Consider the following 21,893-nt stretch of genomic DNA (forward strand, 5'->3'; position numbering starts at 1 on the left):
TGATAGAACTAATCACACTTGGCTGAGCGCCCGGGGCTTGGCCAATGGCGAGGTGGCGCCACGGCTGTCGTAGAGCGACGGAGAGTCGCCGCCCATGAGGATTCTGATCTGGTTGGCTGTGACGTGCTGTTGTACCTGAACGATCCTGCCATTGGTCTCGTTGACCTTCTGACAGGTTTCCATCAATTCGGTCAGCACGTTGAGTTGTTGCATGATGACTTCACCGTTCGGCGACTGCGCAGCGACGGCCTGCACCCCGGCGCGGTCGGCGCTGAGGCCGAGGCTGGTGAGCAGGTTATGGCGGCGGATGCCTTGCTGCTCGAGCAGAACGATCAGCGACTGCTTGCGGGCCAGAATGCCCTCCAGCGGCGCCATATCGCGCCCGTGCAGGGCGACTGCCTCCTGCTGAAGCAGGCCGAGCAGCTCCTGGGTAGGGGCGATGTCGTCTTCGATCAGTTGCAGCAATGTGATGTCGTGCATGGCTAACTCTTGGCTTTTTAAGCGTCCGTGAAGTCAGCGCGCCGAACGGTCAGCGCTGGGCTTCGAAATCGAGCAGTTTGCTGGCGACCCGGCCGGCATCGACCTGGTAGCTGCCATCTGCGATCGCCTGTTTCAACTGTGCCACGCGGGCATTGTCGACAACGGGCTGGTCGCGCAGCTTGTCGCTGACCTTTTGCAACTGCTGGGCCTCTTGGCTGAGGTGTACCGCTTCTCCGCTGGCGCTTGCGCTTTTCGGCGCGGTGGTTTCGCCGGACTTGTCGGCGTTGCCGGGCGCGGCATTGCCGCGAACGCCGCCCGTGATGGACGGAGAGTTATTCAAACGACTGAAGTCGATGACCATGATCAGAAACCCCTGGGTATTTGGACGCTTGCCATGTTTTCGGCCATCCCGAAAGAAACTTTAGGCACAAATGCTTAGCCGCCTGTCGGCAAGCCCGCGAACCCGTTCTGGCACAGTTTAGGAAAAGCGGTTGCACACCGCCAGCCCAATCTACATGGCGACCTCCACTTGGCCGGGGGCTGTGACCCGGGCCTTCACTACCCGCTGCGAATTCAGGTTGCGCACCCGGATCTGTTCGCCCTGGCCGCCCTTGCTGAGGGCCTCGCCGGGCATACGTACGGCGAGGCTGCCGCTGCGGGCGATGATCACCACATGATCGCCCTTGCGTATCACTTCGGCCTGCTCCAGGTGCTGCGGGGTCAGCACCTGGTCGATCACCGTCGGGCGCAGCATCTTCATGCCGACCGCCTGGTCGAGGTCGGTGAGAAAGCCTTGGGTGAGGGTGCCAACGTCACGTTCGCGCAGGGCCACGTCACCTTCGCCAACGATATTCTGGCGCCTCAGCGGGCGGGTAACCACCACCACATCGCGGAACAGCCGCACTGTTGCCGGTACGAAGACGGTCCACGGCGCGGCACCGTTGCAGGCTACACGTATCGTTACACGCCCCAGTGGCTGCGCCGGGCTTTCCAGCGAGGCGTCCAGTTGCTGGCTGCACAGGGGCATGCGCAGGCGCGGGTCGAGCGAGTTGACCTGTATTTCGTAGCGGCCTGCTGTCTGGGTCGTGGCCAGGTAATCCTCTACGGTGAATTCAAGAAACCCTTGGGTGACACCGATAAGCTGTTCAGGCAAGGTAACCGCGTCCGCCAGCGTGCGAGCGCCGGGTGCCAGCAGGCACAGCGCAGCCAGCGAGCCGCTCAGCAGGTGCGTCAGTCGTCGGAAAATTGTCGTTTTCGTGTACATGGCGCTCAAAAAAGCAAAGCCCGTGCCGACTCGCTGTAGGAGTGGCTACGAAATGGCAGAAAGAAAAAGGAGTCAGGCATGGCGGGGGTAATGGATTCAGTCAACCAGCGCACACAGCTGGTTGGGCAGAATCGCCTGGAATTGCTGCTGTTCCGCCTCAACGGCGCGCAGCTTTACGGCATCAACGTGTTCAAGGTCCGCGAGGTGCTGCAATGCCCTGAGCTGACCGTGCTGCCCAAGTCCCACCCGGTGGTGCGTGGTGTGGCCAACATTCGTGGGGCGACCATCCCGATTCTCGACCTGTCGATGGCCACCGGTTTGCCCGGGCTGAAGGAAGAGACTCGCAACAGCTTCGTGATCATCACCGAGTACAACACCAAGACCCAAGGTTTTCTGGTGCACTCGGTCGAGCGCATCGTCAACATGAACTGGGAAGAGATCCACCCGCCACCCAAGGGTACCGGCCGCGACCACTACCTGACTGCGGTCACCCGGGTGGACAACCGCATGGTTGAAATCATCGACGTGGAAAAGGTGCTGGCCGAGGTGGCGCCGTCGTCCGAGTCGGTGTCAGCCGGTGTGGTCGATGCCGACACGCAGGACAAGGCCGTACTGCTGCGTGTGCTGACCGTCGATGATTCGTCGGTGGCGCGCAAGCAGGTCAGCCGCTGCCTGCAGACGGTCGGCGTCGAGGTGGTGGCGCTCAATGATGGGCGCCAGGCTCTGGACTACCTGCGCAAGCTGGTGGACGAGGGCAAGCGGCCGGAAGAAGAGTTCCTGATGATGATTTCGGACATCGAGATGCCAGAGATGGACGGCTATACGCTGACGGCCGAGATCCGCAGTGACCCGCGCATGCAAAAACTGCATATCTGCCTGCATACTTCGTTGTCCGGGGTGTTCAACCAGGCGATGGTCAAGAAGGTCGGTGCCGATGACTTCCTGGCCAAGTTCAAGCCGGACGACCTGGCCCAGCGCGTGGTCGACCGGATCAAGGCAACGCATTGAAGTAGCCGGGAGGCGACTCCCGGTACCTGTGATTGAAAAGAGGCCGCAGTAGTGTCTACGGGTAATTTGGATTTCGAACAGTTCCGGGTATTCCTGGAGAAAGCCTGTGGCATCCTGCTGGGTGAGAACAAGCAGTACCTGGTCTCCAGCCGACTGAACAAGCTGATGGAGCAGCAGGGCATCAAGAGCCTGGGTGAGCTGGTGCAGCGCATCCAGGCCCAGCCACGTGGCGGCTTGCGCGAGCAGGTGGTGGATGCGATGACCACCAACGAAACCTTGTGGTTTCGCGATACCTACCCATTCGAAGTGCTGAAGAACAAGGTCATTCCCGAGTTCATCAAGAACAACCCCGGCCAGCGCCTGCGCATGTGGTCGGCGGCCTGCTCGTCGGGCCAGGAGCCGTACTCCATTTCGATGGCCATCGATGAGTTCGAGCGCAGCAACCTGGGCCAGTTGAAGATGGGTGCGCAGATCGTTGCCACCGACCTGTCCGGTTCGATGCTGAACAACTGCAAGACCGGCGAGTACGACAGCCTGGCGATCGCCCGTGGCCTGTCCCAGGAGCGCTTGCAGCGCTACTTCGACACCAAGGGGCCAGGGCGCTGGGCGGTGAAACCGGCCATTCGCAGCCGGGTTGAATTCCGCTCGTTCAACCTGCTCGACAGCTATGCCGCGCTGGGCAAGTTCGACATCGTGTTTTGCCGGAATGTGTTGATCTATTTCTCGGCACAGGTGAAGAAAGACATCTTGCTGCGTATTCACAGCACCCTGAAGCCGGGTGGGTATCTTTTCCTCGGTGCCTCCGAGGCGCTGAACGGGTTGCCGGATCATTACCAGATGGTGCAGTGCAGCCCGGGGATTATCTACCAGGCGAAATAAAGGCGTTTTCTAGATTGTTCGAGGGGCTGCTACGCAGCCCCTGCTCACAGCGCCTAGTGTCTCGAGCGCTTAATTCATTAGCTTATCTTTCATCACGCTCAGCTTTATATACTGAGCTGATGATGGCCCCTGCCGTCTTGTTCCAATTGAACGGTTTGGCTGAGTGCTCGTTGTGAGCCTTGATGAATTGACGGATCGCAGCTTTCAGATCGGTCCCGCTGGTGAAGACGCCTCGATACAGCGCCCGGCTCTCCAACTGCGAAAACCAGCCTTCTACCGCGTTCAACCAAGACGCGCTGGTCGGTGTGAAATGCAGCTTGAAGCGCGGATGCTTGTCCAGCCAAGCCTCTATCGCAGCGGTTCTGTCGGTTGAGCTGTTGTCCAGAATCACATGCAAATCCAGCCCGGCAGGTGTGTTGCTATCCATCTGTCGCAGAAAGTCCAGAAACTCCTTGGCCCGATGCCGCTGGGTAATCCGGCCCATGACTTCATCCGTCATGATGTCGAACGCGGCATACAGACTGGCAGTGCCATGGCGCTTGTAATCATGGGCGCGCCGCTCAATCTGCCTAGGTCGAAGGTGCAGCATTGGCTGAGTACGATCCATCGCCTGGATCTGGGTTTTCTCGTCAACCTAGAGCACCATGGCGTTGTCCGGCGGGCTTAGATAGAGCCCGACGACATCAATAACTTTTCGGCGAAGTGCGGATCATTGCTGATCTTAAATGTCTTCACTGAGACTACCCGGGCAGAAAGTCTATTAGCCCGTAGCTGACTTGCTCTCTGTTCATGCAAGGCCCTTGTTCATTGGTACAGATGCAAATCCTCGCCAGAGTCCACCTCGCCCCATTCGCCGGTATAGGCGAACGCCTGGATTTGAACCCGTCCAGCATCGATCACCTGCTGCAGCGTGCCAGTCATGTGCGCCTTTTCCCGTTCTTCGTGGGGGAGGGCGGCTCGAAGCCGAGCAATTTCAGACCAGCCTCCAGGGGTGACGCGCAGCAATCCCATGTACTGGCCCTGGACCTCGTCTACCGAAGCCGGCATGTTGCCGATCTCGGCCAATGTCCCGTCAGGCGTCAGGCGGAAAGTCTCGGCGTCGAGCAAAGGGTTGCCGAAGCGATCGGTCCACAATGAGAGCCAGTTCGGGTCGTAGGTGATTGCCAGGGCACCCGTACTGCTCATCAATGAGCGGACTGCCGCTGGGTTGTAGAAGATATCGGAGTAGCTGACGATACAGGGTTCGTCCAGCAGCCAGGACTCGGCACAGGCTAAGGACGAAACCATATTGGTTTGCGCCCAGTGCGGATTATGGAATTCCTGCAGGCCCTGGTCCTTCAGCATCTCGCGTTTGTAGCCAGTGACGATGGCGATTTCGCGGATTCCAGCCTCGCGCAGCGCCTCAAGCTGCCACGCCAGCAGCGTCTTGCCACGCAGCTCGACCATGCACTTGGGGCGTTCGTTGGTGAGGCTCTTCATGCGGCTGCCCCGTCCGGCAGCCAGGATAATGGCTTTCACAGCAGCTCCACCTCGTGAAGTTTGTTTTGGTGTAAATCGACGCGCTTTTAAAGTGTGCACCCGGCGTCGTTCATTCGCCAAGCAGGGCTTTCAGACCAGCTACGTCATGCGCGGCGAAAAACTGTTCCCGTTCTGGGTGCCACATCCAGCCTTCCCAGGGCATGGTGCAGTGGCGGATGGCTTCGATCTCGCCGTCTTCGCTGCGGGCCAGTACTTCGAAGTCTTCTGGGCAACCGGCGAGGGCGAACCTATGATAGCTGTTCACTTCGGCGACGATCCGGCCCGACAGCTGATGTCGGGTGCATACATGGCCGCTGACCGGCTTCAAGTGGACACCGGCCCAGTGCGCGATCATCTGCATGCCTCGGCAAAGGCCGAGCACCGGCAGCTGGTTGGCCTGGGCATGGTCGAGCAATCTGCCTTCGGTCATGTCTCGCATGGGTTGTTCGCCGAGGTCATTGCCGCCCGACAACACGATAGCCTGCGGCGCCAGATTGCCAAGCCATTCGTGCAGGGCATCTGCCGTTGCGGCGCTGTCGTATGCAGGCCGGCATAGGGTATTGGGCACCGGAACTGGCAGGAATCCGCCAGCGAGGAGGAAATTCACCAGCCGCTGGTCGAGCGCATCGCGAGTTTCGCCGCGCTCGCCAAGTACATCCACGCGCTGGCTGACCGCGACCACCCTCATGCCAGCACTTCCACCAGCCGCCCGGAGCAGTCCACGTGCACGCGTTGTGCCGCCGAGCAACGACGATAGAGGACCTCGCCAGTGCCAATGACCGCCGGCAGGCCAAGTTCGCCAGCGCGGATCGCCATGTGCGAATTGGCCCCGCCCCAGGCGGTGATCAAGCCCGCGATCGGGTAGGCAAACAACCAATCGAACCCGGGGTCTGCGTTGGGAATGCAGACGATCGCTCCGGCCAGCTTGTCCCGGTTATCACTGCTGGCCACCAGCGCGGTGACCTGCTTCTGGGTGATGAAGTTGGGCTCGGCTTCTGGCCATTCGAAGGACCAGACATCCTCCGGGCGGGTGATCACGGGGGGCAATGACAGCCTGAGCGTCCTTTGGTAACGGGCCTTGCCCTGCTCGATGCTGCGCAACAACAGATCCTTTGGATCAGTTGCGGCGACGTGCATTTCCTTCAGTGCATTGATGTCGCAATAGGCCATGTCTGCACGGCTGATACCGTGTTGGGTGCCCACTTCGGCAATCAGTGCCATGGCGTCAGAGAGGTTGCGGGTGAAATGGAACTTGGCCAGTTCGCGCAGTTCTATCCCGCTTTGCATGAAGTCCAGCAAGCCGACCGGGTCGGGCTGCAGGCCGTGCTCTTGCAGTTGCCTGACGATCTCGCGCATCTGTGGAAGTGTCAGCGAGAAGGGTTTTACCGGCTTGGGCAGAGGGGGGGGCTGGGTCCAGTCGAAATACAGCTCCGGCGCCTCGTCGTAGCGGGGCGAGAGTATGTCATAGGTGCCCGGGCGCAGGTGGCCGTAGCGGGCGAGGAAAGTAGCCTTATCGAGCGTGGCGCGGTCCCGTGCCAGTTGTCCGCTGACGGTAGAGACGCCGCCCATGAAGCCGTCGTAGTCGGCCTGGGAGAATACCCCTACCGTGACCAGCGACTTGAGCATCTGTACCGCGACGAAGCCGGCCCGGGCCAGCCCGGCGAAGGGCAGAGTGCCGTAGCGCTTGGCATCTTCCAGCAGCCAGTAGATGCGGTCCAGAGGATCGGCGTTGGAAGCCAGTAGTTCTTCACGTCGTGCCTGGAGCGCTTCGAGCTTGCTGGCATCGGCCCGCCACAAGCCCTCCTTAGGATGGACGATGCGGTTGGTCAGCTTGCGCAAGCTGTTGCTGATGGCTTCCAATTCGTGCGCCTGGAAACCGGCATCGGTCAGGCGCTCCAGCCGCTGTGAGAGGTCCAGCGTGTAGCAGGAGAAGACCACCTCGAACTCCACTTTGTCGTGGAGTGCCGGCTCGGCCAGAAGCCGGTCGATGTAATGATCGACCAGTCGCCCGGCCAGCCCCTCGTCGAGGTCCGCCGGGATGAACGAGTTGAACGACAGGCGTACATCGATATAGGGCAGCCCGAAGAAATGCGGCATCAACGGGAAGCTGCGTAGGTTGCGATAACCGTAGTTGTGCCGCTGGTAGGCCCAGATGGAGTCGGTCACTAGCTCGCGATACAGCGAGAGAGCCAAGGGCTTGGGGCGCACGCCAATGATCTCGGCAGGGTTCCAGTCCGGCATCACGCCATAGACAGTACGCTGTCCCATCAAGAAGGGGTGCGGCTGCATGCCCCGGGCCACCTTACGCTGGATGCTGTCCAGCCGGGCGGCCTGGTCCGCGTCGGACTCAGCAACCGCAGGCAGGATCAGCGGCCGGGCTTGCAGCAACCAAAGGGTTTGACCTTCGACTTCGCGGGTGACTGCGAACTCGCAATCGACGGGAATTGCACCGAACAGTGCCAGCAACTCTTCAAGCAGCCTGACGACGGGCGCGAGTTGCGGCGGAGGCGGCAGCTCGCTGAGCGCCGCCTGCTGCCACAGACGCCCGCCCTTGCCGCTGGTGACGGAGGCAGTGTCGCCGCCCTCGGACCAGTTGATCACCCGGTAAGGTGCACAGGTATTCGGGTCGTGGGAAAAGGCTACGCCGGAACGCAGCACATTTTTGAGCATTGGCTGGATCAGCACTTCGTCCGTAGGCTGTGCATCGCCATAACTGGCAATCACCCGTTCGACCGCGGACTCCAGGCCCGCTTCGTCGACATCGGCGACCGAAAGGAATGCCCCGGCACCCGAAGTTTGCGCACAATCTTCACGCAGACAACTGGAGCGCACAATCCAAGTGCCGTCACCCAAGCGACCACGAACATCGCGCAAGCACGCCTGCCGCCCCGACTGCCAATCGTCGACGGTGAACGACAGGAGGCGCGCAATGCACGCCGAGCCGAGACGGTCCTGCAAGCTGGCCAGGGTTCCTGCTTTGGTGGAGAAATGCATTTCCATCGGCATTATTTCAGCTGGGCCACCCAAATATTGGTTGAATACGGAATCTTGATCGAAGTGGTACCGATGTTTTTCAGGTAATCGTCGATGGCGCTGATTACCTCATCGAACTTCGCACCGGCTTGACGCTCGAGCGTCGCGTGGGAGCGCCAGGCTTCCAGACATTCCTCGAAGGTCTGCTGGTGGGTGACGCGGGCATCGAGATGAACCACCGGGCCGAACAAGCCGCTCTCGTCGATGACGGCTGTCTGGTCTTCACGTCGGGTGCCGTACCCATAGCCCGGGACCCGCTCCTTGATGATGGCTTCGATCCGCGCCTGGATCGGATCATCGAGATGACGATGGTTCCACATGCAGGCGAACCAGCCGCGGGGCTTGAGGATGCGTGCGGTTTCCTTGAGGGCTTGCTGACGGTCGCAGACATTGAAGGAGCTGCCGAAGGTGACCATATCGAATGCCTCGGCTGGCTGCCCAGTGGCCTCGCCGGTGCCCTCGTACCAGGCGACGTTAGCCAGGTTGACGGTACGCTTGATGCCGTTGTTGCGCATGGCATCGTTTGGCTCCACGGCGATGACCTCTAGGCCGCGATCGGCCAGCATCATGGTCAGGTGCGCCACGCCTGCTCCGACGTCGCAGAAACGGTCGCCTTTCTCTACGCCCGCGAGCGACAACATTGCGTCGACCGCTGCATCGGCGTAGTCGGGACGCTTCAGGTAAGCGTCAGCCAGGATGGTGTAATCCCATTCGGTTTTCATAAGTGTTTCCTTTTATTAAAACTGTGCAGGCAGTCGACGGCCAACGTCCTTGGCGAGCGATCAGGTTTGAATTCCGCCACCCAGTCGGGTGCGCTTGGTTCATCTATCGGCAAGTCGAGCCCCGCGACGTTGTGCAACTCACCGGCGTCGAATCGTTTATAGATGTGCTTCGGGTCCCGGCGACGCAGTTCTTCCAGCGGGACCTTCAAGTAGATTTCAAAGTACCCCGGCAGGTGCGCGCGGTTCCAGGCATGAACTTCGTGAAACAGCGAGATGGTCGCAATCACCACGACATGCCCTTGGGCGGCGATGACGCGGCACAGTTGCGCGTAACGCATGGCCAGCGTCAATCGGCCGTCCCTGCCAAAGTTGTGCGGCTGGTCGGTGGTTGTTCCGAACACCTCGCGAAGCTCATCCCCGTCAAGCAGGATGACCGAGCGACCTTGGCCCCTGAGCCCGTCTGCTAACTCCCTGGCTAGCGTCGATTTTCCTGCCCCCGACAACCCGGTGATCCACACCACCTGTCCGGTGTTGTCAGTATTCATGCCGACCGTGTCCATAGACTGCCCGTAGATAAATAGTACCGCGGTGGGCCCGATGGGCTCATGAGCGGTTCGGTGTAGGCATCGAACCGCACTCGTTCACCTCGCCGTGGTCAGACATTTCAAAGTAGCGGAACCTAGATTCATGCTGCATTTCAACCAGTTCCAGGAAGACTTCCTCGGGGTGGTGAAAGCCTCCGAATTCGGACTCATGGAACTTGCGGTAGATGGAGTAGTGCTGCTCGGGGTTGAGTAGCGCAAAACCGTGCAGCAGTTCCTTGAGTTCGTCGCCGTTCCTGGCAATTGGGAGATGGCTGTCCATTTGCTGGAGCCAGGCGTTGACCACCGGATGACTAGCGCAGTCGGCCGGTACGTAATAGACAGGCAGGCGGCAGGTATTGAGCATGAACGAAACGCCGCCGCTAGAGGCGTCGGTGATGATCGTATCGCAGCGTTGGTAGAACTCGTCGCTTCGCCCCTTGGTCTCGTCGATAGTAATCCACGGGTAGTGAGAGAGCTGCTCGCACATCTCCTTGATGAAGGGATGTTCGAAGTCCGTCATATAGGGGCGCAGGATAACGCTCGCGTGGGGCACCTGGGCCTTGACCGCATTGATGACCTCCACCATGTTTTCGAACAGCGACGCGCCGTCCGGGCAGATACCTTTCTGCGTGGGGAGGATGCCTACGACGTAGCTGCCGTGCCTACGTGTAAAGTCGGGCGGGATATCGAGGATCGTGGGGATCTTCACTGGCAGGGTAGAGATCGCACTGGTCCGGCGAAGGTCGGAGCGCACTGCCGCGAGCGGGAAAGGCAGGGACTCATGGCGCTCCTGTCGGTAGAGCTGCATGCCGTCTTTCAGTAGGGCGAAGAAAGAACGAGAGGGTGCGACGATGGCATCGAAAAAAGACATCAGGCTAGATGCATAGTGCTTGTCTTTGATCGGCATACCCACATTGCCGTGGGAGATAAACACCGCAAAGTTTGACTCGTCGATAGCTCTGCCAATGAATGCATCGTTCGAAATGATGACTTGCGACCTCAAGCGGACAATGAAATCTATCTCTACGTCCTCGACCGGGTAACCAAGCGCCTGTTCGGCTTCGTACCTGCTCACGCCTGTGAGCTTGGTGTTGAGGACTGTGCAGTTGTATCGTTGACGAAGGGCATTCAGGGCCGGCAGCAGGTATTCCAGGTAGGTTTTTCCGCCATTCTGGACGTTGTTCAGCAGATAGACACTTTTCATGGTGAGGGTCGCATTTCAAAAACCTTCCTGGGCGAAACTGCTTTTCACCTAGTGGGTGGGGGATGGCGCGCGTCGTTTCCGAGCCAAAATACTGAAAACGTCTCTGAGTAACAACGGCTTATGATATGGAATTCTCTATCTGGCCGGGAAAATCATGAAAATATCAGCCCAGGTCGGAAATCGGGCGACCGGGTCAGCATTGGGTCGCTTGTCACGAGCGGCTGCTATCGAACCAGGCTGTGTGAAAACGCCTGCGATTGTCTAACCTTTTGATCGTCGAGATCGGGGCGGGGGCGATCATGAGGCGATTCATTGACGGTGAGGCTCGGACGCAAGTCACGTTGCTGCAGGAGTGCCTGGACGATTACATCACCGAAGAAAATCCAGTTCTGGAAGTCGACGTTTTCGTGGATGAACTCGACCTTGGAGCGCTCGGGTTCGAAGGTGTCGATTCTGCGACAACAGGTCGTCCGGCCTACCATCCAGCAGTGCTGCTAAAAATCTACATCTACTGCTATCTCAACCGAATTCAATCCAGCCGCCGGCTGAGCATGAGGCCGAGCTGATGTGGCTGATAGGCCGATTGGCGCCTGACTTCAAAACGATTGCCGACTTTCGCCGCAATATGGATAACCAGGCACGTAAAGAAATCGGTGCTGAGGCGCTGACGGTAGTTGCTGATCGAGGCTATTACAAAGGCCTGGAACTCCTTGCTTGCGAGCAGGCTGGCATCATGGGTGTCTCCCTGACAGCGATGTGCAAGGGGAATCCCATCATGGATCGAAGGTAGTTATCTCCGTGCGGGCTCTAGTAAGAGTCCCAAATTACGTCTGCGGGCTGAGCGGGATGGAGTCGGCGCGCGTTGACGTCAATTTTTTGTTTTGCCGCTTTTGCCGCCCGGCAATTGCCGCTTTCCGTTCTCCAGGCGGAAGCCTTTTGCCGCTTTTCTGGCATCGCGCCATCAGCCATCCCTGCTCCAGCCCAATGTTTCCGGCCTTTCAAAACATTGGCACAGCCCTTGCTATAGCTTGGCCAACGATATTCCGGTCAACCTTCGAAGGTTTCCCCGACATGAGCATCAGTTTCGACAAGGCGCTTGGCATCCATGAAAAGGCCCTGGGCTTCCGCGCCCAGCGCGCCGAAGTGCTGGCCAACAACATCGCCAACGCTGACACGCCCAATTACAAGGCGCGTGACATGGACTTCTCTTCGGTGCTCGCCGCCGAAAGCCAGAAGCAGCAGAGCGGTGGCCGCTTTGCCATGGACCGTACCAACAGCCGCCACATCGAGGCCGAAGGCCTGGCAATGGCCGACGACACGCTGCAGTACCGCACGCCGACGCAGCCGTCGATCGACCAGAACACCGTGGACGCCCAGATCGAGCAATCGAACTACACGGAAAACGCCATTGGCTTCCAGGCCAGCTTCACCTTGCTCAACAGTAAATTCAAAGGGCTGGTATCGGCCCTGCGAGGAGAATGACCATGTCCCTGTCCAGTGTCTTCAACATTGCCGGTAGCGGCATGAGTGCGCAGAACACCCGCCTCAACACCGTTGCTTCCAACATCGCCAACGCCGAGACCGTTTCGTCGAGCATCGACCAGACCTACCGCGCGCGGCACCCGGTGTTTGCCACCACCTTCCAGAATGCGCAGGCCGGCGGCAGCCAGTCGCTGTTCGAAGATCAGGGCGAGGCAGGGCAGGGTGTGCAGGTCAAGGGCATCATCGAAGACCAGAGCAACCTCGAAGCACGCTACGAACCCAACCATCCGGCGGCGAACAAGGACGGATACGTCTACTACCCGAACGTCAATGTGGTCGAGGAGATGGCTGACATGATCTCCGCCAGCCGAGCGTTCCAGACCAACGCCGAGCTGATGAACACCGCCAAGAACATGATGCAGAAAGTGCTGACCCTGGGTCAGTGATAAGGAATCCAGACCATGGCAGTCGATAGCACCAGCGGTGTGAACCTAAATGATGTCCTGACAGCGTCGGGCGTCGGTGGTACCGCCAAGAAAGCCACCGATACCGCGTCCAAGACCGGTACCGACGCGCTTGGCAAGGACGCGTTCCTGCAGTTGCTGGTTACCCAGATGCAGCACCAGAACCCGCTGGACCCGCAGGAAAACGGCGAGTTCGTGGCCCAGTTGGCGCAGTTCAGCAGCCTGGAAGGCATCACCTCCCTGAACGAGTCGGTCAGCAGCATCACCAATGCCATGGCTTCGTCCCAGGCCCTGCAGGCCTCGTCGCTGGTCGGCCGTTCGGTGGTGGTGCAGAACGACAAGGCGGTGGTCGATACCACCCAGAGCTTCAATGCGCAGTTCGTCGTGCCGCAGGCAATCAGTGAAGCGAAGATCACCATCAAGGACAAGGACGGCAACACCGTCAAGACCATCGAGTTGGGCGAGCAGGCGGCCGGTTATGCCGACTTCATCTGGGATGGCACCAACGACAGTGGCGAGAAGGTCGACCCGGGTACCTACACCTTCACCGCCAGCACCACCGTGGATGGCCAGTCGGTGCAGATGAGCACGCTGCTGCCGGCCAAGGTGACCAGCGTCAGCTTCAATGCCACCGGCGAAATGGTGCTCAACCTTGCGGGCGTCGGCAAGGTCTCCCTCTCTGACGTACAAACCATCGGTATCTAAGGCCCGCTAGCGCGGCACAGGAGCGAATTCATGTCTTTCAATATCGGCCTTAGCGGTCTGTACGCAGCCAACAAACAGCTGGACGTTACCGGCAACAACATCGCCAACGTCAATACCACCGGCTTCAAGTCCTCGCGTGCCGAGTTCGCTGATGTCTATGCCGGCGCCAATCGCCTGGGTGTGGGCAAGAACCAGGTCGGCAACGGCGTGCGTCTGGCGGCGATCTCGCAGCAGTTCTCCCAGGGTGACGTCAATAGCACGGGTAACGTGCTGGACATGGGTATCCAGGGGCAGGGCTTTTTCGTCCTCTCCGACAACGGCTCGCGTGTCTACACCCGTGCCGGTGCTTTCCAGGCCGACAAGAACAACTTCGTGGTCACCTCGGACGGCCTGCGCCTGCAAGGCTACGCTGCCGATGCTACCGGCAAGATCCAGAAGGGCGTGCTGACCGACCTGCAGATCGATACGTCGGCGCTGCAGCCCAAGGCCACCACGTTGATCGACCAAGGCATCAACCTGAATTCGTCGGCCACCGACATTCCGTTGGAAATCGATGATGGTACGGGCGCCATGGTGCCGAACCTGCCGTTCGATCCTACCGACGAGACGACCTATTCCAAGTCGTTCCCGACCAAGGTGTACGACAGCCAGGGTAACGAGCACACCATGGAGCAGTTCTACCGCAAAACCGGTACGAACGAATGGACCATGTACACGTTGGTCGACGGTCGTAACCCGTTCGATCCTGCTTCCACCACGCCGCTGACCGGCACCATCAGTTTCAGCAGCGATGGTTCTGTCAGCAGCATGACTGCCGATAACACAGGGCACCCGGCGGGTGCATCGTTCACCGTGACCAACAACACCTTCACCATGACTGGTTGGGTGCCGGCAGTGGAAGATGCTGCGGGCAACTGGGCGTCCAATGGTGCTGCCGGCAACGCCGACGGCATGAAGCTGTCGATGAACAGCACCACGTCCTACAACACCGAGACCGCGCGCATGTCGCAGTCCCAGGATGGCTACGCCACCGGTATCCTCTCGAGCCTGAGCATCGACTCCACTGGTGTGCTGTTCGCCAGCTTCAGCAATCAGCAGTCGCGCGCCATTGGCCAGGTGGCACTGGCCAGCTTCGCCAACGAGCAGGGCCTGCAGCAGATCGGCGGTACTCGCTGGACCGAAACCTACTCGTCCGGTATCCCCGGCATCGATGAGCCCAAGACCGGCACTCTGGGTAGCGTGGAGTCCAACGCCCTGGAAGGTTCCAACGTCAACCTGACCCAGGAGCTGGTCGAGCTGATCAAGGCGCAGAGCAATTACCAGGCGAACGCCAAGACCATCTCCACCGAAAGCACCATCATGCAGACCATCATTCAGATGACTTGATGGTCGCGGGTTAATGGTGTGAAGGCGAACCCCTTTGTCGTGAAGGGGTTTGTCGTTTTTGCAGGAGTGTTTCATGAAAAGGTTGCTTGTCGCGTTGCTCGCTGCCTTCTGCCTGTATCAGGCGCAGGCCGGTACTGCGCCCTGGTGGCGCTGGGAAAGCCAGGTGGATGGGCGTCTGGTGTGCTCGCAATGGTCGCCGGGGGATGGCTGGAAGCGTTTTGCCGGGCCCTACAACAATGGCGGTTGCCGCGATCGGTGATTGCCTGCCCTGGCCTCATCGCCGGCTTGCCGGCGATGAGGCCAGGGCAGACACCTGCTTTGCCGCCACCGGCAACCCGGCGCCGGATAACCGGCGTTCTCATGGTCGGCAGCTCCCCTCAAAGCCTGTATTTACGGGCTATTCCACGATTTCAAAAAGTTGGTTCGGAACTTGCTTGAGTGCTTGCACAGCAACGGCGAGCGGCAAGCAATCGCCAGTGCAGCGGAGGATGACTGTGGACAAGATGCTTTACGTGGCCATGACCGGCGCCAGCCAGAACGCGCTGGCGCAGAAGGCCCATGCCAACAACCTGGCGAACATTTCCACCAATGGTTTCCAGCGTGACCTGGAGCAGGCGCGCTCGATGCCGGTGTTTGGTGACAGCTTTCCGTCGCGGGCGTATGCCATGACCGAGCGTCCTGCCACCGACTTCAGTGAAGGGCCCATGGTCGAGACCGGGCGTGACCTGGACGTGGCGGTGGCGGGGCAGGGCTTCATTGCCGTGCAGGCCCCCGATGGCAGCGAAGCCTACGTGCGTACCGGTAGCCTGAACATCGATGCCCTCGGCGTGCTGCGCGCCGGCAATGGCATGCCGGTGATCGGCAACGGCGGCCCGATCGCCATTCCGCCAGAGCAGAAGGTCGAAGTCGGCGCTGACGGCACCATCAGCATCCGCTCCATGGGTGAAGACCCACGGGTGATGGCTGAAGTCGACCGGATCAAGCTGGTCAACCCGGACACCAAAGGCCTGACCAAGGGCCTGGACGGGCTGATCCACACCACCAACGGCCAGCCGGCTGCTGCCGACGTCAACGTTAAGGTCGTGTCGGGCTTCCTGGAGGGCAGCAACGTCAATGCCGTCGAAGAGATGACGTCGGTGCTGGCGCTGTCTCGCCAATTCGAACTGCACGTGAAAATGATGAACGCGGCCAAGGAAGGCGACGAAGCCATGGCGCGTGTTTTGCAACTCGGCTAACCACACTTGAACGGGTGCCGTAAAACAGGCGCACGAGGAGAATACTGATGCTTCCGGCTCTTTGGGTCGCTAAAACCGGCCTGTCCGCCCAGGACACCAACCTGACGGTCATTTCCAACAACTTGGCCAACGTTTCGACCACCGGCTTCAAGCGTGACCGCGCCGAATTCCAGGACCTGCTGTACCAGATCAAACGCCAGCCAGGCGCGCAGTCCACCCAGGACAGCGAACTGCCGTCGGGCCTGCAGGTCGGTACCGGTGTGCGCATCGTCGGCACTCAGAAAAACTTCCAGACCGGCAGCCTGCAGACCACCGAAAACCCGCTGGACATGGCGGTCAACGGCCGTGGTTTCTTCCAGGTGCTGCAGCCGGACGGTACGGTTTCGTACACCCGTGACGGTACCTTCCACCTGAACTCCGACGGCCAGATCGTCACCGCCAATGGTTTTGCGCTGGAGCCTGCGGTGGTCGTGCCGAACGACGCCCAGACCTTCACCGTCGGCCAGGACGGTACTGTGTCGATCACCACTGCGGGCAACCCGGCAGCGCAGGTGATCGGCAACATCCAGACCGCCGATTTCATCAACCCGGCCGGCCTGCAGGCGATCGGCGACAACCTGTTCCTGGAAACCGCTGCCAGTGGTGCCCCACAGGTCGGTACCCCAGGCCTGAACGGCTTCGGCACCACCCTGCAGCAGACCCTGGAAAACTCCAACGTCAGCACCGTGGAAGAGCTGGTGAACATGATCACCACTCAGCGCGCCTACGAGATGAACTCCAAGGTCATCTCCACCGCCGACCAGATGCTGTCGTTCGTCACCCAGCAGCTGTAAGCCCAAGTCCCTGTTACACCGTGAGGTAAGCGTCATGAATCGTCTGTTGTCCGTGTTCGCCCTGGGGGGGGCGGTGTTGCTGGCTGGTTGCGTCGCACCGACGGCCAAGCCCAACGACCCGTACTACGCGCCGGTTTTGCCGCGCACCCCGTTGCCGGCAGCGGCCAACAACGGTTCGATCTACCAGGCCGGTTTCGAGCAGAACCTGTACAGCGACCGTAAGGCGTTCCGCGTCGGTGACATCATCACCATCACGCTCAACGAACGCACCTCGGCCAGCAAGAATGCCGGTTCGCAGATCCAGAAGGACAGCAGCGCCAACATCGGCCTGACCTCGCTGTTCGGTGCCACGCCGAGCACCAACAACCCGTTCGGCAGCGGCGATCTGTCGCTGGAAGCGGGCTACAGCGGTGAACGCGCCACCAAGGGCGACAGCAAGGCTACCCAAGGCAATACGCTGACGGGTTCGGTCACTGTCACCGTCGCTGAAGTGCTGCCCAACGGCATCATCGCCGTGCGTGGTGAGAAGTGGATGACCCTGAACACCGGCGAAGAGCTGGTGCGCATCGCCGGCCTGATCCGCGCCGACGACATCGCCACCGACAACACCGTGCCGTCCACCCGTGTGGCCGATGCGCGCATCACCTATTCGGGTACCGGTTCCTTCGCCGACGCCAGCCAGCCTGGTTGGCTGGACCGTTTCTTCCTCAGCCCGCTTTGGCCCTTCTGAGTACGGATGAACATGTTCAACGTCAGGCAACTGATTGCCGCAACCTTGCTTCTGTCCTGTGCGTTCGGCGCCCATGCCGAGCGCCTGAAGGACATCGCCAGTATCTCGGGCGTGCGTTCCAACCAGTTGATCGGTTACGGCCTGGTGGTGGGGCTCAACGGCACGGGTGACCAGACCACCCAGACGCCATTCACCCTGCAGACGTTCAACAACATGCTGTCGCAGTTCGGCATCAAAGTGCCCGCCGGCTCCGGCAACGTGCAGCTGAAAAACGTCGCTGCGGTGTCGGTGCATGCCGACCTGCCGCCATTCGCCAAGCCGGGCCAGGTGGTGGACATTACCGTGTCCTCGATCGGCAACTCCAAGAGCCTGCGCGGCGGCAGCCTGCTGATGACGCCGCTCAAGGGTATCGACGGCAACGTCTATGCGATCGCCCAGGGCAACCTGGTGGTCGGCGGCTTCGATGCCGAAGGCCGCGATGGCTCGAAGATCACCGTCAACGTTCCGTCGGCAGGCCGTATCCCGGGTGGCGCTTCGGTGGAGCGTGCAGTACCGAGTGGTTTCAACCAGGGCAATAGCCTGACGTTGAACCTCAACCGGCCCGACTTCACCACCGCCAAGCGTATCGTCGACAAGGTCAACGAACTGCTGGGCCCAGGCGTGGCCCAGGCCGTGGATGGCGGCTCGGTACGCGTCAGCGCGCCGATGGACCCGACCCAGCGTGTGGACTACCTGTCGATCCTCGAAAACCTGGAGATCGACCCGGGCCAGGCTGTCGCCAAGGTCATCATCAATTCGCGTACCGGCACCATCGTGATCGGCCAGAACGTCAAGGTCTCGCCGGCGGCGGTGACCCACGGCAGCCTGACCGTGACCATCACCGAAGACCCGATCGTCAGCCAGCCGGGGCCGTTCTCCAATGGTGAGACGGCCGTGGTGCCGCGCTCGCGGGTCAACGCGCAACAGGAAGCCAAGCCGATGTTCAAGTTCGGCCCGGGCACCACGCTGGATGAAATCGTCCGTGCGGTGAACCAGGTGGGCGCAGCGCCCAGCGACCTGATGGCCATCCTCGAAGCCCTGAAACAGGCCGGCGCCTTGCAGGCCGACCTGATCGTGATCTGAGGACGCCACGCATGAACTCGAAAAGCCTGGTTTCCAGCGCGGCCGACAGCGGCGCCTACACCGACCTCAATCGCCTGAGCTCGCTCAAGCACGGTGATCGCGACAGCGACGCCAATGTGCGCAAGGTGGCCCAGGAGTTCGAGTCGCTGTTCATCAGCGAAATGCTCAAGGCCTCGCGCAAGGCCAGTGATGTACTGGCCGATGACAACCCGATGAACAGCGCGACGGTCAAGCAGTACCGCGACATGTACGACCAGCAGCTGGCTGTGAGCATGTCCCGCGAGGGCGGCGGTATCGGCCTGCAGGACGTGCTGGTGCGCCAGCTGTCGAAGAACAAGAGCGCGCCGGTCAACACCAGCCCGTTCCCGCGTATCGAGGGTAGTGCGCCGGCGCTGTGGGGCAACAAGGTAGCCGAGCCGGTACATGCCGCGCAGTCGGCTGCCAGCCGCAACGACGTTGCCGCGCTCAATTCACGGCGCCTGGCGTTGCCGGGCAAGCTGACCGACCGCCTGCTGGCCGGTATCGTGCCCTCGGTGGGCAACCCGGCGGCAGCCACCAATACCGCCGCCGTGCCGGCCCGCGATGGGCAGCAGGTGGCGCAGAGCTTTGCCGTGCCCGAACGCGGCCTGCGCATTACCGGCCGTGCCGTGGCGCAGCCTCCTTTGGCGCCGAAGAAAGCGTTCGCCGACAGCGACGCATTCGTCGCCACCATGCTGCCGATGGCCGAACAAGCCGCCAAGCGTATCGGTGTCGACCCGCGTTACCTGGTGGCCCAGGCCGCCCTGGAAACCGGTTGGGGCAAGTCGGTCATGCGCAACAGCGATGGCAGCAGCAGCCACAACCTGTTCGGCATCAAGGCCACGGGCAATTGGGAAGGCGATTCGGCGCGGGCGATCACCAGCGAGTTCCGTGACGGCCAGTTCGTCAAGGAGACGGCAGCGTTCCGCTCGTACGATTCCTACCAGGACAGCTTCCACGACCTGGTGAGCCTGCTGCAGAACAATTCCCGCTATCAAGAAGCGGTGAAGGCGGCCGATAAGCCAGAACAGTTCGTGCAAGAGTTGCAAAAGGCCGGGTACGCCACCGACCCGAATTACGCCAGCAAGATCTCGCAGATCGCAAGACAGATGAAGTCGTACGAGAGCTATGCATCGCTCGGTACCACAACACCACTTTAAGGGTATGGAAACATGGCGAGTTTGATCAACATTGGCATGTCGGGGTTGTCGGCTTCCCAGTCGGGTCTGCATACCACAGGCAACAACATCGCCAACGCCGATGTCGCCGGGTACTCCCGTCAGCAGAACATCCAGCGTGCCAAAGGCTCGCTCCAGGAAGGCCAGTTGTTCATGGGCACCGGTACCACGCTGGCGGATGTGCGCCGGGTGTACAACGCCTTCCTGGATGCACAGTTGCAGACCGCCACCTCGCTCAACAGTGACAGCACCGCCTACCTGAATCAGGTCACGCCGCTCAACAACTTGTTGTCTGACAGCAACACCGGTATCACTGGCGCGCTGACCAACTTCTTTTCTGCCTTGCAGAGCGCCGCCAACAAACCGACCGAAGATGCTTCCCGCCAGCTGTTGTTAAGCAATGCCGATGCGTTGGCCAATCGCTTCAACAGCCTGTCTGCCCAGTTCAAGGAGCAGAACACCAACATCAATGGCAACTTGAGCTCGATGACCGCCCGGATCAACGAGCTGACCTCCAGTATCGCGCAGTACAACGAGCAGATTTCCAAGGTTTCGGCAGTCAATGGTCAGCCCAACGACCTGCTCGATCAGCGCAACGAGGCCGTGCGCCAGCTCAATGAGTTGGTGGGTGTGCAAACCGTCGAGCGTGACGGCAATATCGACGTCTACCTGAAGAACGGCCAGTCGCTGGTACTGGGCAAGACCACCAACAAGATGAGCGCTGAACCCAGCGCCACCGACCCTACGCAGTTTGCGATCAAGCTCGATCGTGGCAGCACCACCATGGACATCACCAACAGCATCACCGGTGGTGAAATGGGTGGGCTGTTGCGCTACCGGAGTGAAACCCTGGCGCCGGCCATGAACGAGCTGGGTCGTATCGCGCTGGTGGTGTCGCAGCAGATCAACTCGCAGCTCGGCCAAGGTATCGACAAGAACGGTGAATTCGGCGCTGCTCTGTTTGGCGACATCAATAGCGACAAAGCCATGTCTGCGCGCAGCACTGCCAAGATTGGCAATGCTGGCGACGCCGCCCTGAACGTTGTCATCCGCGATACCGGCAAGCTGAGCACCAGTGACTATCAGGTGACGTTCGTTGGCCCGACCGCGGATAAGTTCCAGGTCAAGAAGCTGCCTTACGGCACGGACATGGGCACCTACAGCACCAACGACGACCCGGCACCGGTGATCGACGGTTTCAGCATCGACCTCAAGAGCGGTACTGCTGCAGTGGGGGACAGCTTCAAGATCACCCCGACCCGCAATGCCTCGGCAGAAATCGATGTGGTCCTCACTGACGCCAAGCGGCTGGCCTTGGCCGCACCGCTGACCGCCACATCCGGCAGCGGCAATTCCGGTACTGGTGTCATCACCCAGCCGGTCCTGACCTCGGTGCTGGACATCGCCGACCCTGCCCAGCGTCTGGAGCTGCAAACCGGCATAAAGTATTCCACCCCGGTGCGCCTGGTGTTCGGTGACGAAACCACCTCACCGCAAACCTACGAAGCCTTCGATGCCAAGGGCAACAGTATTGGCACCGGCACCTTCATTCCGGGGCAAAGCAATACCCTGAAGCTCGATGTGCCAATGATCGATGCCTCGGGCAACCCGATCAATGACGCCAGCGGCGTCCAGAAGTCATTCAGCTTCGAGATGGATGTAGCCGGCTCGCCCAAGAATGGCGACAGCTTTACCGTATCGTTGACCGGCGCAGGCTCCTCGGACAACCGCAATGCACTGTCCCTGCAGGAGCTGCAGACCAAACAGACGATGGACATTGGTTCGACCAAGGGCATCAGCATTACCGATGCCTACGGCAAACTGGTGGAAAGTGTGGGTGCCCAGGCCAAGCAGGGCCAGATGGACACCCAGGCAACCGGCGTCATCCTTACCCAGGCTGCCGGTGCCCGTGATTCGTTGTCCGGCGTGCAGCTGGATGAAGAAGCCAGCAACCTGATCAAGTACCAGCAGTACTACACGGCCTCGTCGCAGATCATCAAGACGGCGCAGGACATCTTCAACACCCTGATCGCTGCGCTTTAAGGAGT

The 21,893-nt window shown here is 60.4% G+C and carries 22 protein-coding genes and 2 pseudogenes; 14 read left to right on the forward strand and 10 right to left on the reverse strand.

Translation table 11 applies throughout. The features are described from left to right. Nucleotides 1–12: 12 nt before the first annotated feature. From BLX42_RS09760 to flgA, 3 genes are all read right to left on the reverse strand, one after another. Nucleotides 13–480 (reverse strand): flagella synthesis protein FlgN, encoded by a 468-nt coding sequence (locus tag BLX42_RS09760; protein WP_161871684.1) that lies wholly within the window; start codon nt 478–480, stop codon nt 13–15. A gap of 49 nt (nt 481–529) precedes the next feature. After that, the gene (gene flgM, locus BLX42_RS09765) at nt 530–841 is read right to left on the reverse strand and encodes a flagellar biosynthesis anti-sigma factor FlgM (protein ID WP_046785380.1); all 312 of its coding nucleotides are present in this window, start codon (nt 839–841) and stop codon (nt 530–532) included. A 150-nt stretch (nt 842–991) separates the two neighbouring features. After that, a complete protein-coding gene (gene flgA, locus BLX42_RS09770) occupies nt 992–1,744 on the reverse strand; it encodes a flagellar basal body P-ring formation chaperone FlgA (RefSeq protein WP_161871685.1) in 753 nt (250 codons plus the stop codon). A 78-nt stretch (nt 1,745–1,822) separates the two neighbouring features. On the opposite strand from flgA, the gene BLX42_RS09775 reads away from it, so the two are divergent. Both BLX42_RS09775 and cheR read left to right on the forward strand, forming a co-directional pair. Beyond that, nucleotides 1,823–2,752 carry a chemotaxis protein CheV gene (locus BLX42_RS09775; protein WP_012315564.1) on the forward strand — a complete coding sequence of 310 codons (930 nt, stop codon included), beginning with the start codon at nt 1,823–1,825 and terminating at the stop codon, nt 2,750–2,752. 51 nt (nt 2,753–2,803) lie between these two features. Then, nucleotides 2,804–3,631, forward strand: coding sequence for a protein-glutamate O-methyltransferase CheR (gene cheR, locus BLX42_RS09780; protein WP_012315563.1), 828 nt, complete (start codon nt 2,804–2,806; stop codon nt 3,629–3,631). Nucleotides 3,632–3,700: 69 nt separating this feature from the next. Here cheR and BLX42_RS09785 read toward each other — a convergent pair. The 7 genes and pseudogenes from BLX42_RS09785 to BLX42_RS09815 all read right to left on the reverse strand — a co-directional run. Continuing rightward, nucleotides 3,701–4,411, reverse strand: a pseudogene (locus BLX42_RS09785) (IS630 family transposase); the annotation flags it as partial. A gap of 24 nt (nt 4,412–4,435) precedes the next feature. Then, nucleotides 4,436–5,149 (reverse strand): phosphocholine cytidylyltransferase family protein, encoded by a 714-nt coding sequence (locus tag BLX42_RS09790; protein WP_161871686.1) that lies wholly within the window; start codon nt 5,147–5,149, stop codon nt 4,436–4,438. A 70-nt stretch (nt 5,150–5,219) separates the two neighbouring features. After that, on the reverse strand, nt 5,220–5,837 hold the full coding sequence (locus tag BLX42_RS09795; RefSeq protein ID WP_161871687.1) for a gamma-glutamyl-gamma-aminobutyrate hydrolase family protein: 618 nt from the start codon (nt 5,835–5,837) through the stop codon (nt 5,220–5,222). After that, nucleotides 5,834–8,149 carry a PEP-utilizing enzyme gene (locus tag BLX42_RS09800; protein ID WP_161871688.1) on the reverse strand — a complete coding sequence of 772 codons (2,316 nt, stop codon included), beginning with the start codon at nt 8,147–8,149 and terminating at the stop codon, nt 5,834–5,836. The genes BLX42_RS09795 and BLX42_RS09800 overlap by 4 nt, the downstream gene beginning before the upstream one ends. Before the next feature lie 5 nt (nt 8,150–8,154). After that, nucleotides 8,155–8,904, reverse strand: a complete 750-nt coding sequence (locus BLX42_RS09805; RefSeq protein ID WP_161871689.1) for a class I SAM-dependent methyltransferase — start codon at nt 8,902–8,904, stop codon at nt 8,155–8,157. Then, a complete protein-coding gene (locus BLX42_RS09810; RefSeq protein ID WP_161871690.1) occupies nt 8,901–9,449 on the reverse strand; it encodes an adenylyl-sulfate kinase in 549 nt (182 codons plus the stop codon). Before BLX42_RS09810 ends, BLX42_RS09805 begins: the two co-directional genes overlap by 4 nt. A gap of 58 nt (nt 9,450–9,507) precedes the next feature. Next, nucleotides 9,508–10,692, reverse strand: a complete 1,185-nt coding sequence (locus BLX42_RS09815) for a hypothetical protein (protein WP_178110729.1) — start codon at nt 10,690–10,692, stop codon at nt 9,508–9,510. A gap of 299 nt (nt 10,693–10,991) precedes the next feature. Between BLX42_RS09815 and BLX42_RS09820 the strand changes: the two are divergent. From BLX42_RS09820 to flgK, 12 genes and pseudogenes are all read left to right on the forward strand, one after another. After that, nucleotides 10,992–11,317: pseudogene (locus tag BLX42_RS09820) on the forward strand (transposase); the annotation flags it as partial. 446 nt (nt 11,318–11,763) lie between these two features. Beyond that, complete coding sequence (flgB, locus tag BLX42_RS09825) at nt 11,764–12,174, forward strand: flagellar basal body rod protein FlgB (RefSeq protein ID WP_012315562.1); 411 nt, start codon at nt 11,764–11,766, stop codon at nt 12,172–12,174. A gap of 2 nt (nt 12,175–12,176) precedes the next feature. After that, on the forward strand, nt 12,177–12,620 hold the full coding sequence (gene flgC, locus BLX42_RS09830; RefSeq protein WP_012315561.1) for a flagellar basal body rod protein FlgC: 444 nt from the start codon (nt 12,177–12,179) through the stop codon (nt 12,618–12,620). 15 nt (nt 12,621–12,635) lie between these two features. Next, nucleotides 12,636–13,343 (forward strand): flagellar hook assembly protein FlgD, encoded by a 708-nt coding sequence (gene flgD, locus BLX42_RS09835; protein WP_119687564.1) that lies wholly within the window; start codon nt 12,636–12,638, stop codon nt 13,341–13,343. Nucleotides 13,344–13,373: 30 nt separating this feature from the next. Continuing rightward, the gene (gene flgE, locus BLX42_RS09840) at nt 13,374–14,729 is read left to right on the forward strand and encodes a flagellar hook protein FlgE (protein WP_161871691.1); all 1,356 of its coding nucleotides are present in this window, start codon (nt 13,374–13,376) and stop codon (nt 14,727–14,729) included. A 73-nt stretch (nt 14,730–14,802) separates the two neighbouring features. After that, nucleotides 14,803–14,988 (forward strand): hypothetical protein, encoded by a 186-nt coding sequence (locus tag BLX42_RS09845; RefSeq protein ID WP_012315558.1) that lies wholly within the window; start codon nt 14,803–14,805, stop codon nt 14,986–14,988. 235 nt (nt 14,989–15,223) lie between these two features. Beyond that, on the forward strand, nt 15,224–15,964 hold the full coding sequence (flgF, locus tag BLX42_RS09850; RefSeq protein ID WP_046785376.1) for a flagellar basal-body rod protein FlgF: 741 nt from the start codon (nt 15,224–15,226) through the stop codon (nt 15,962–15,964). Between the two features lie 47 nt (nt 15,965–16,011). Then, nucleotides 16,012–16,797 (forward strand): flagellar basal-body rod protein FlgG, encoded by a 786-nt coding sequence (flgG, locus tag BLX42_RS09855; RefSeq protein WP_012315556.1) that lies wholly within the window; start codon nt 16,012–16,014, stop codon nt 16,795–16,797. Nucleotides 16,798–16,831: 34 nt separating this feature from the next. Continuing rightward, nucleotides 16,832–17,527, forward strand: coding sequence for a flagellar basal body L-ring protein FlgH (gene flgH / locus BLX42_RS09860; protein ID WP_161871692.1), 696 nt, complete (start codon nt 16,832–16,834; stop codon nt 17,525–17,527). A 12-nt stretch (nt 17,528–17,539) separates the two neighbouring features. Continuing rightward, the gene (locus BLX42_RS09865; protein ID WP_046785428.1) at nt 17,540–18,649 is read left to right on the forward strand and encodes a flagellar basal body P-ring protein FlgI; all 1,110 of its coding nucleotides are present in this window, start codon (nt 17,540–17,542) and stop codon (nt 18,647–18,649) included. An 11-nt stretch (nt 18,650–18,660) separates the two neighbouring features. Continuing rightward, complete coding sequence (gene flgJ, locus BLX42_RS09870; protein ID WP_161871693.1) at nt 18,661–19,827, forward strand: flagellar assembly peptidoglycan hydrolase FlgJ; 1,167 nt, start codon at nt 18,661–18,663, stop codon at nt 19,825–19,827. Between the two features lie 12 nt (nt 19,828–19,839). After that, the gene (gene flgK / locus BLX42_RS09875) at nt 19,840–21,888 is read left to right on the forward strand and encodes a flagellar hook-associated protein FlgK (protein WP_161871694.1); all 2,049 of its coding nucleotides are present in this window, start codon (nt 19,840–19,842) and stop codon (nt 21,886–21,888) included. Nucleotides 21,889–21,893 lie beyond the last annotated feature (5 nt).

It is taken from the genome of Pseudomonas sp. SG-MS2 (assembly GCF_009933855.1).
GTDB classification, from domain to species: Bacteria; Pseudomonadota; Gammaproteobacteria; order Pseudomonadales; family Pseudomonadaceae; genus Aquipseudomonas; species Aquipseudomonas putida_E.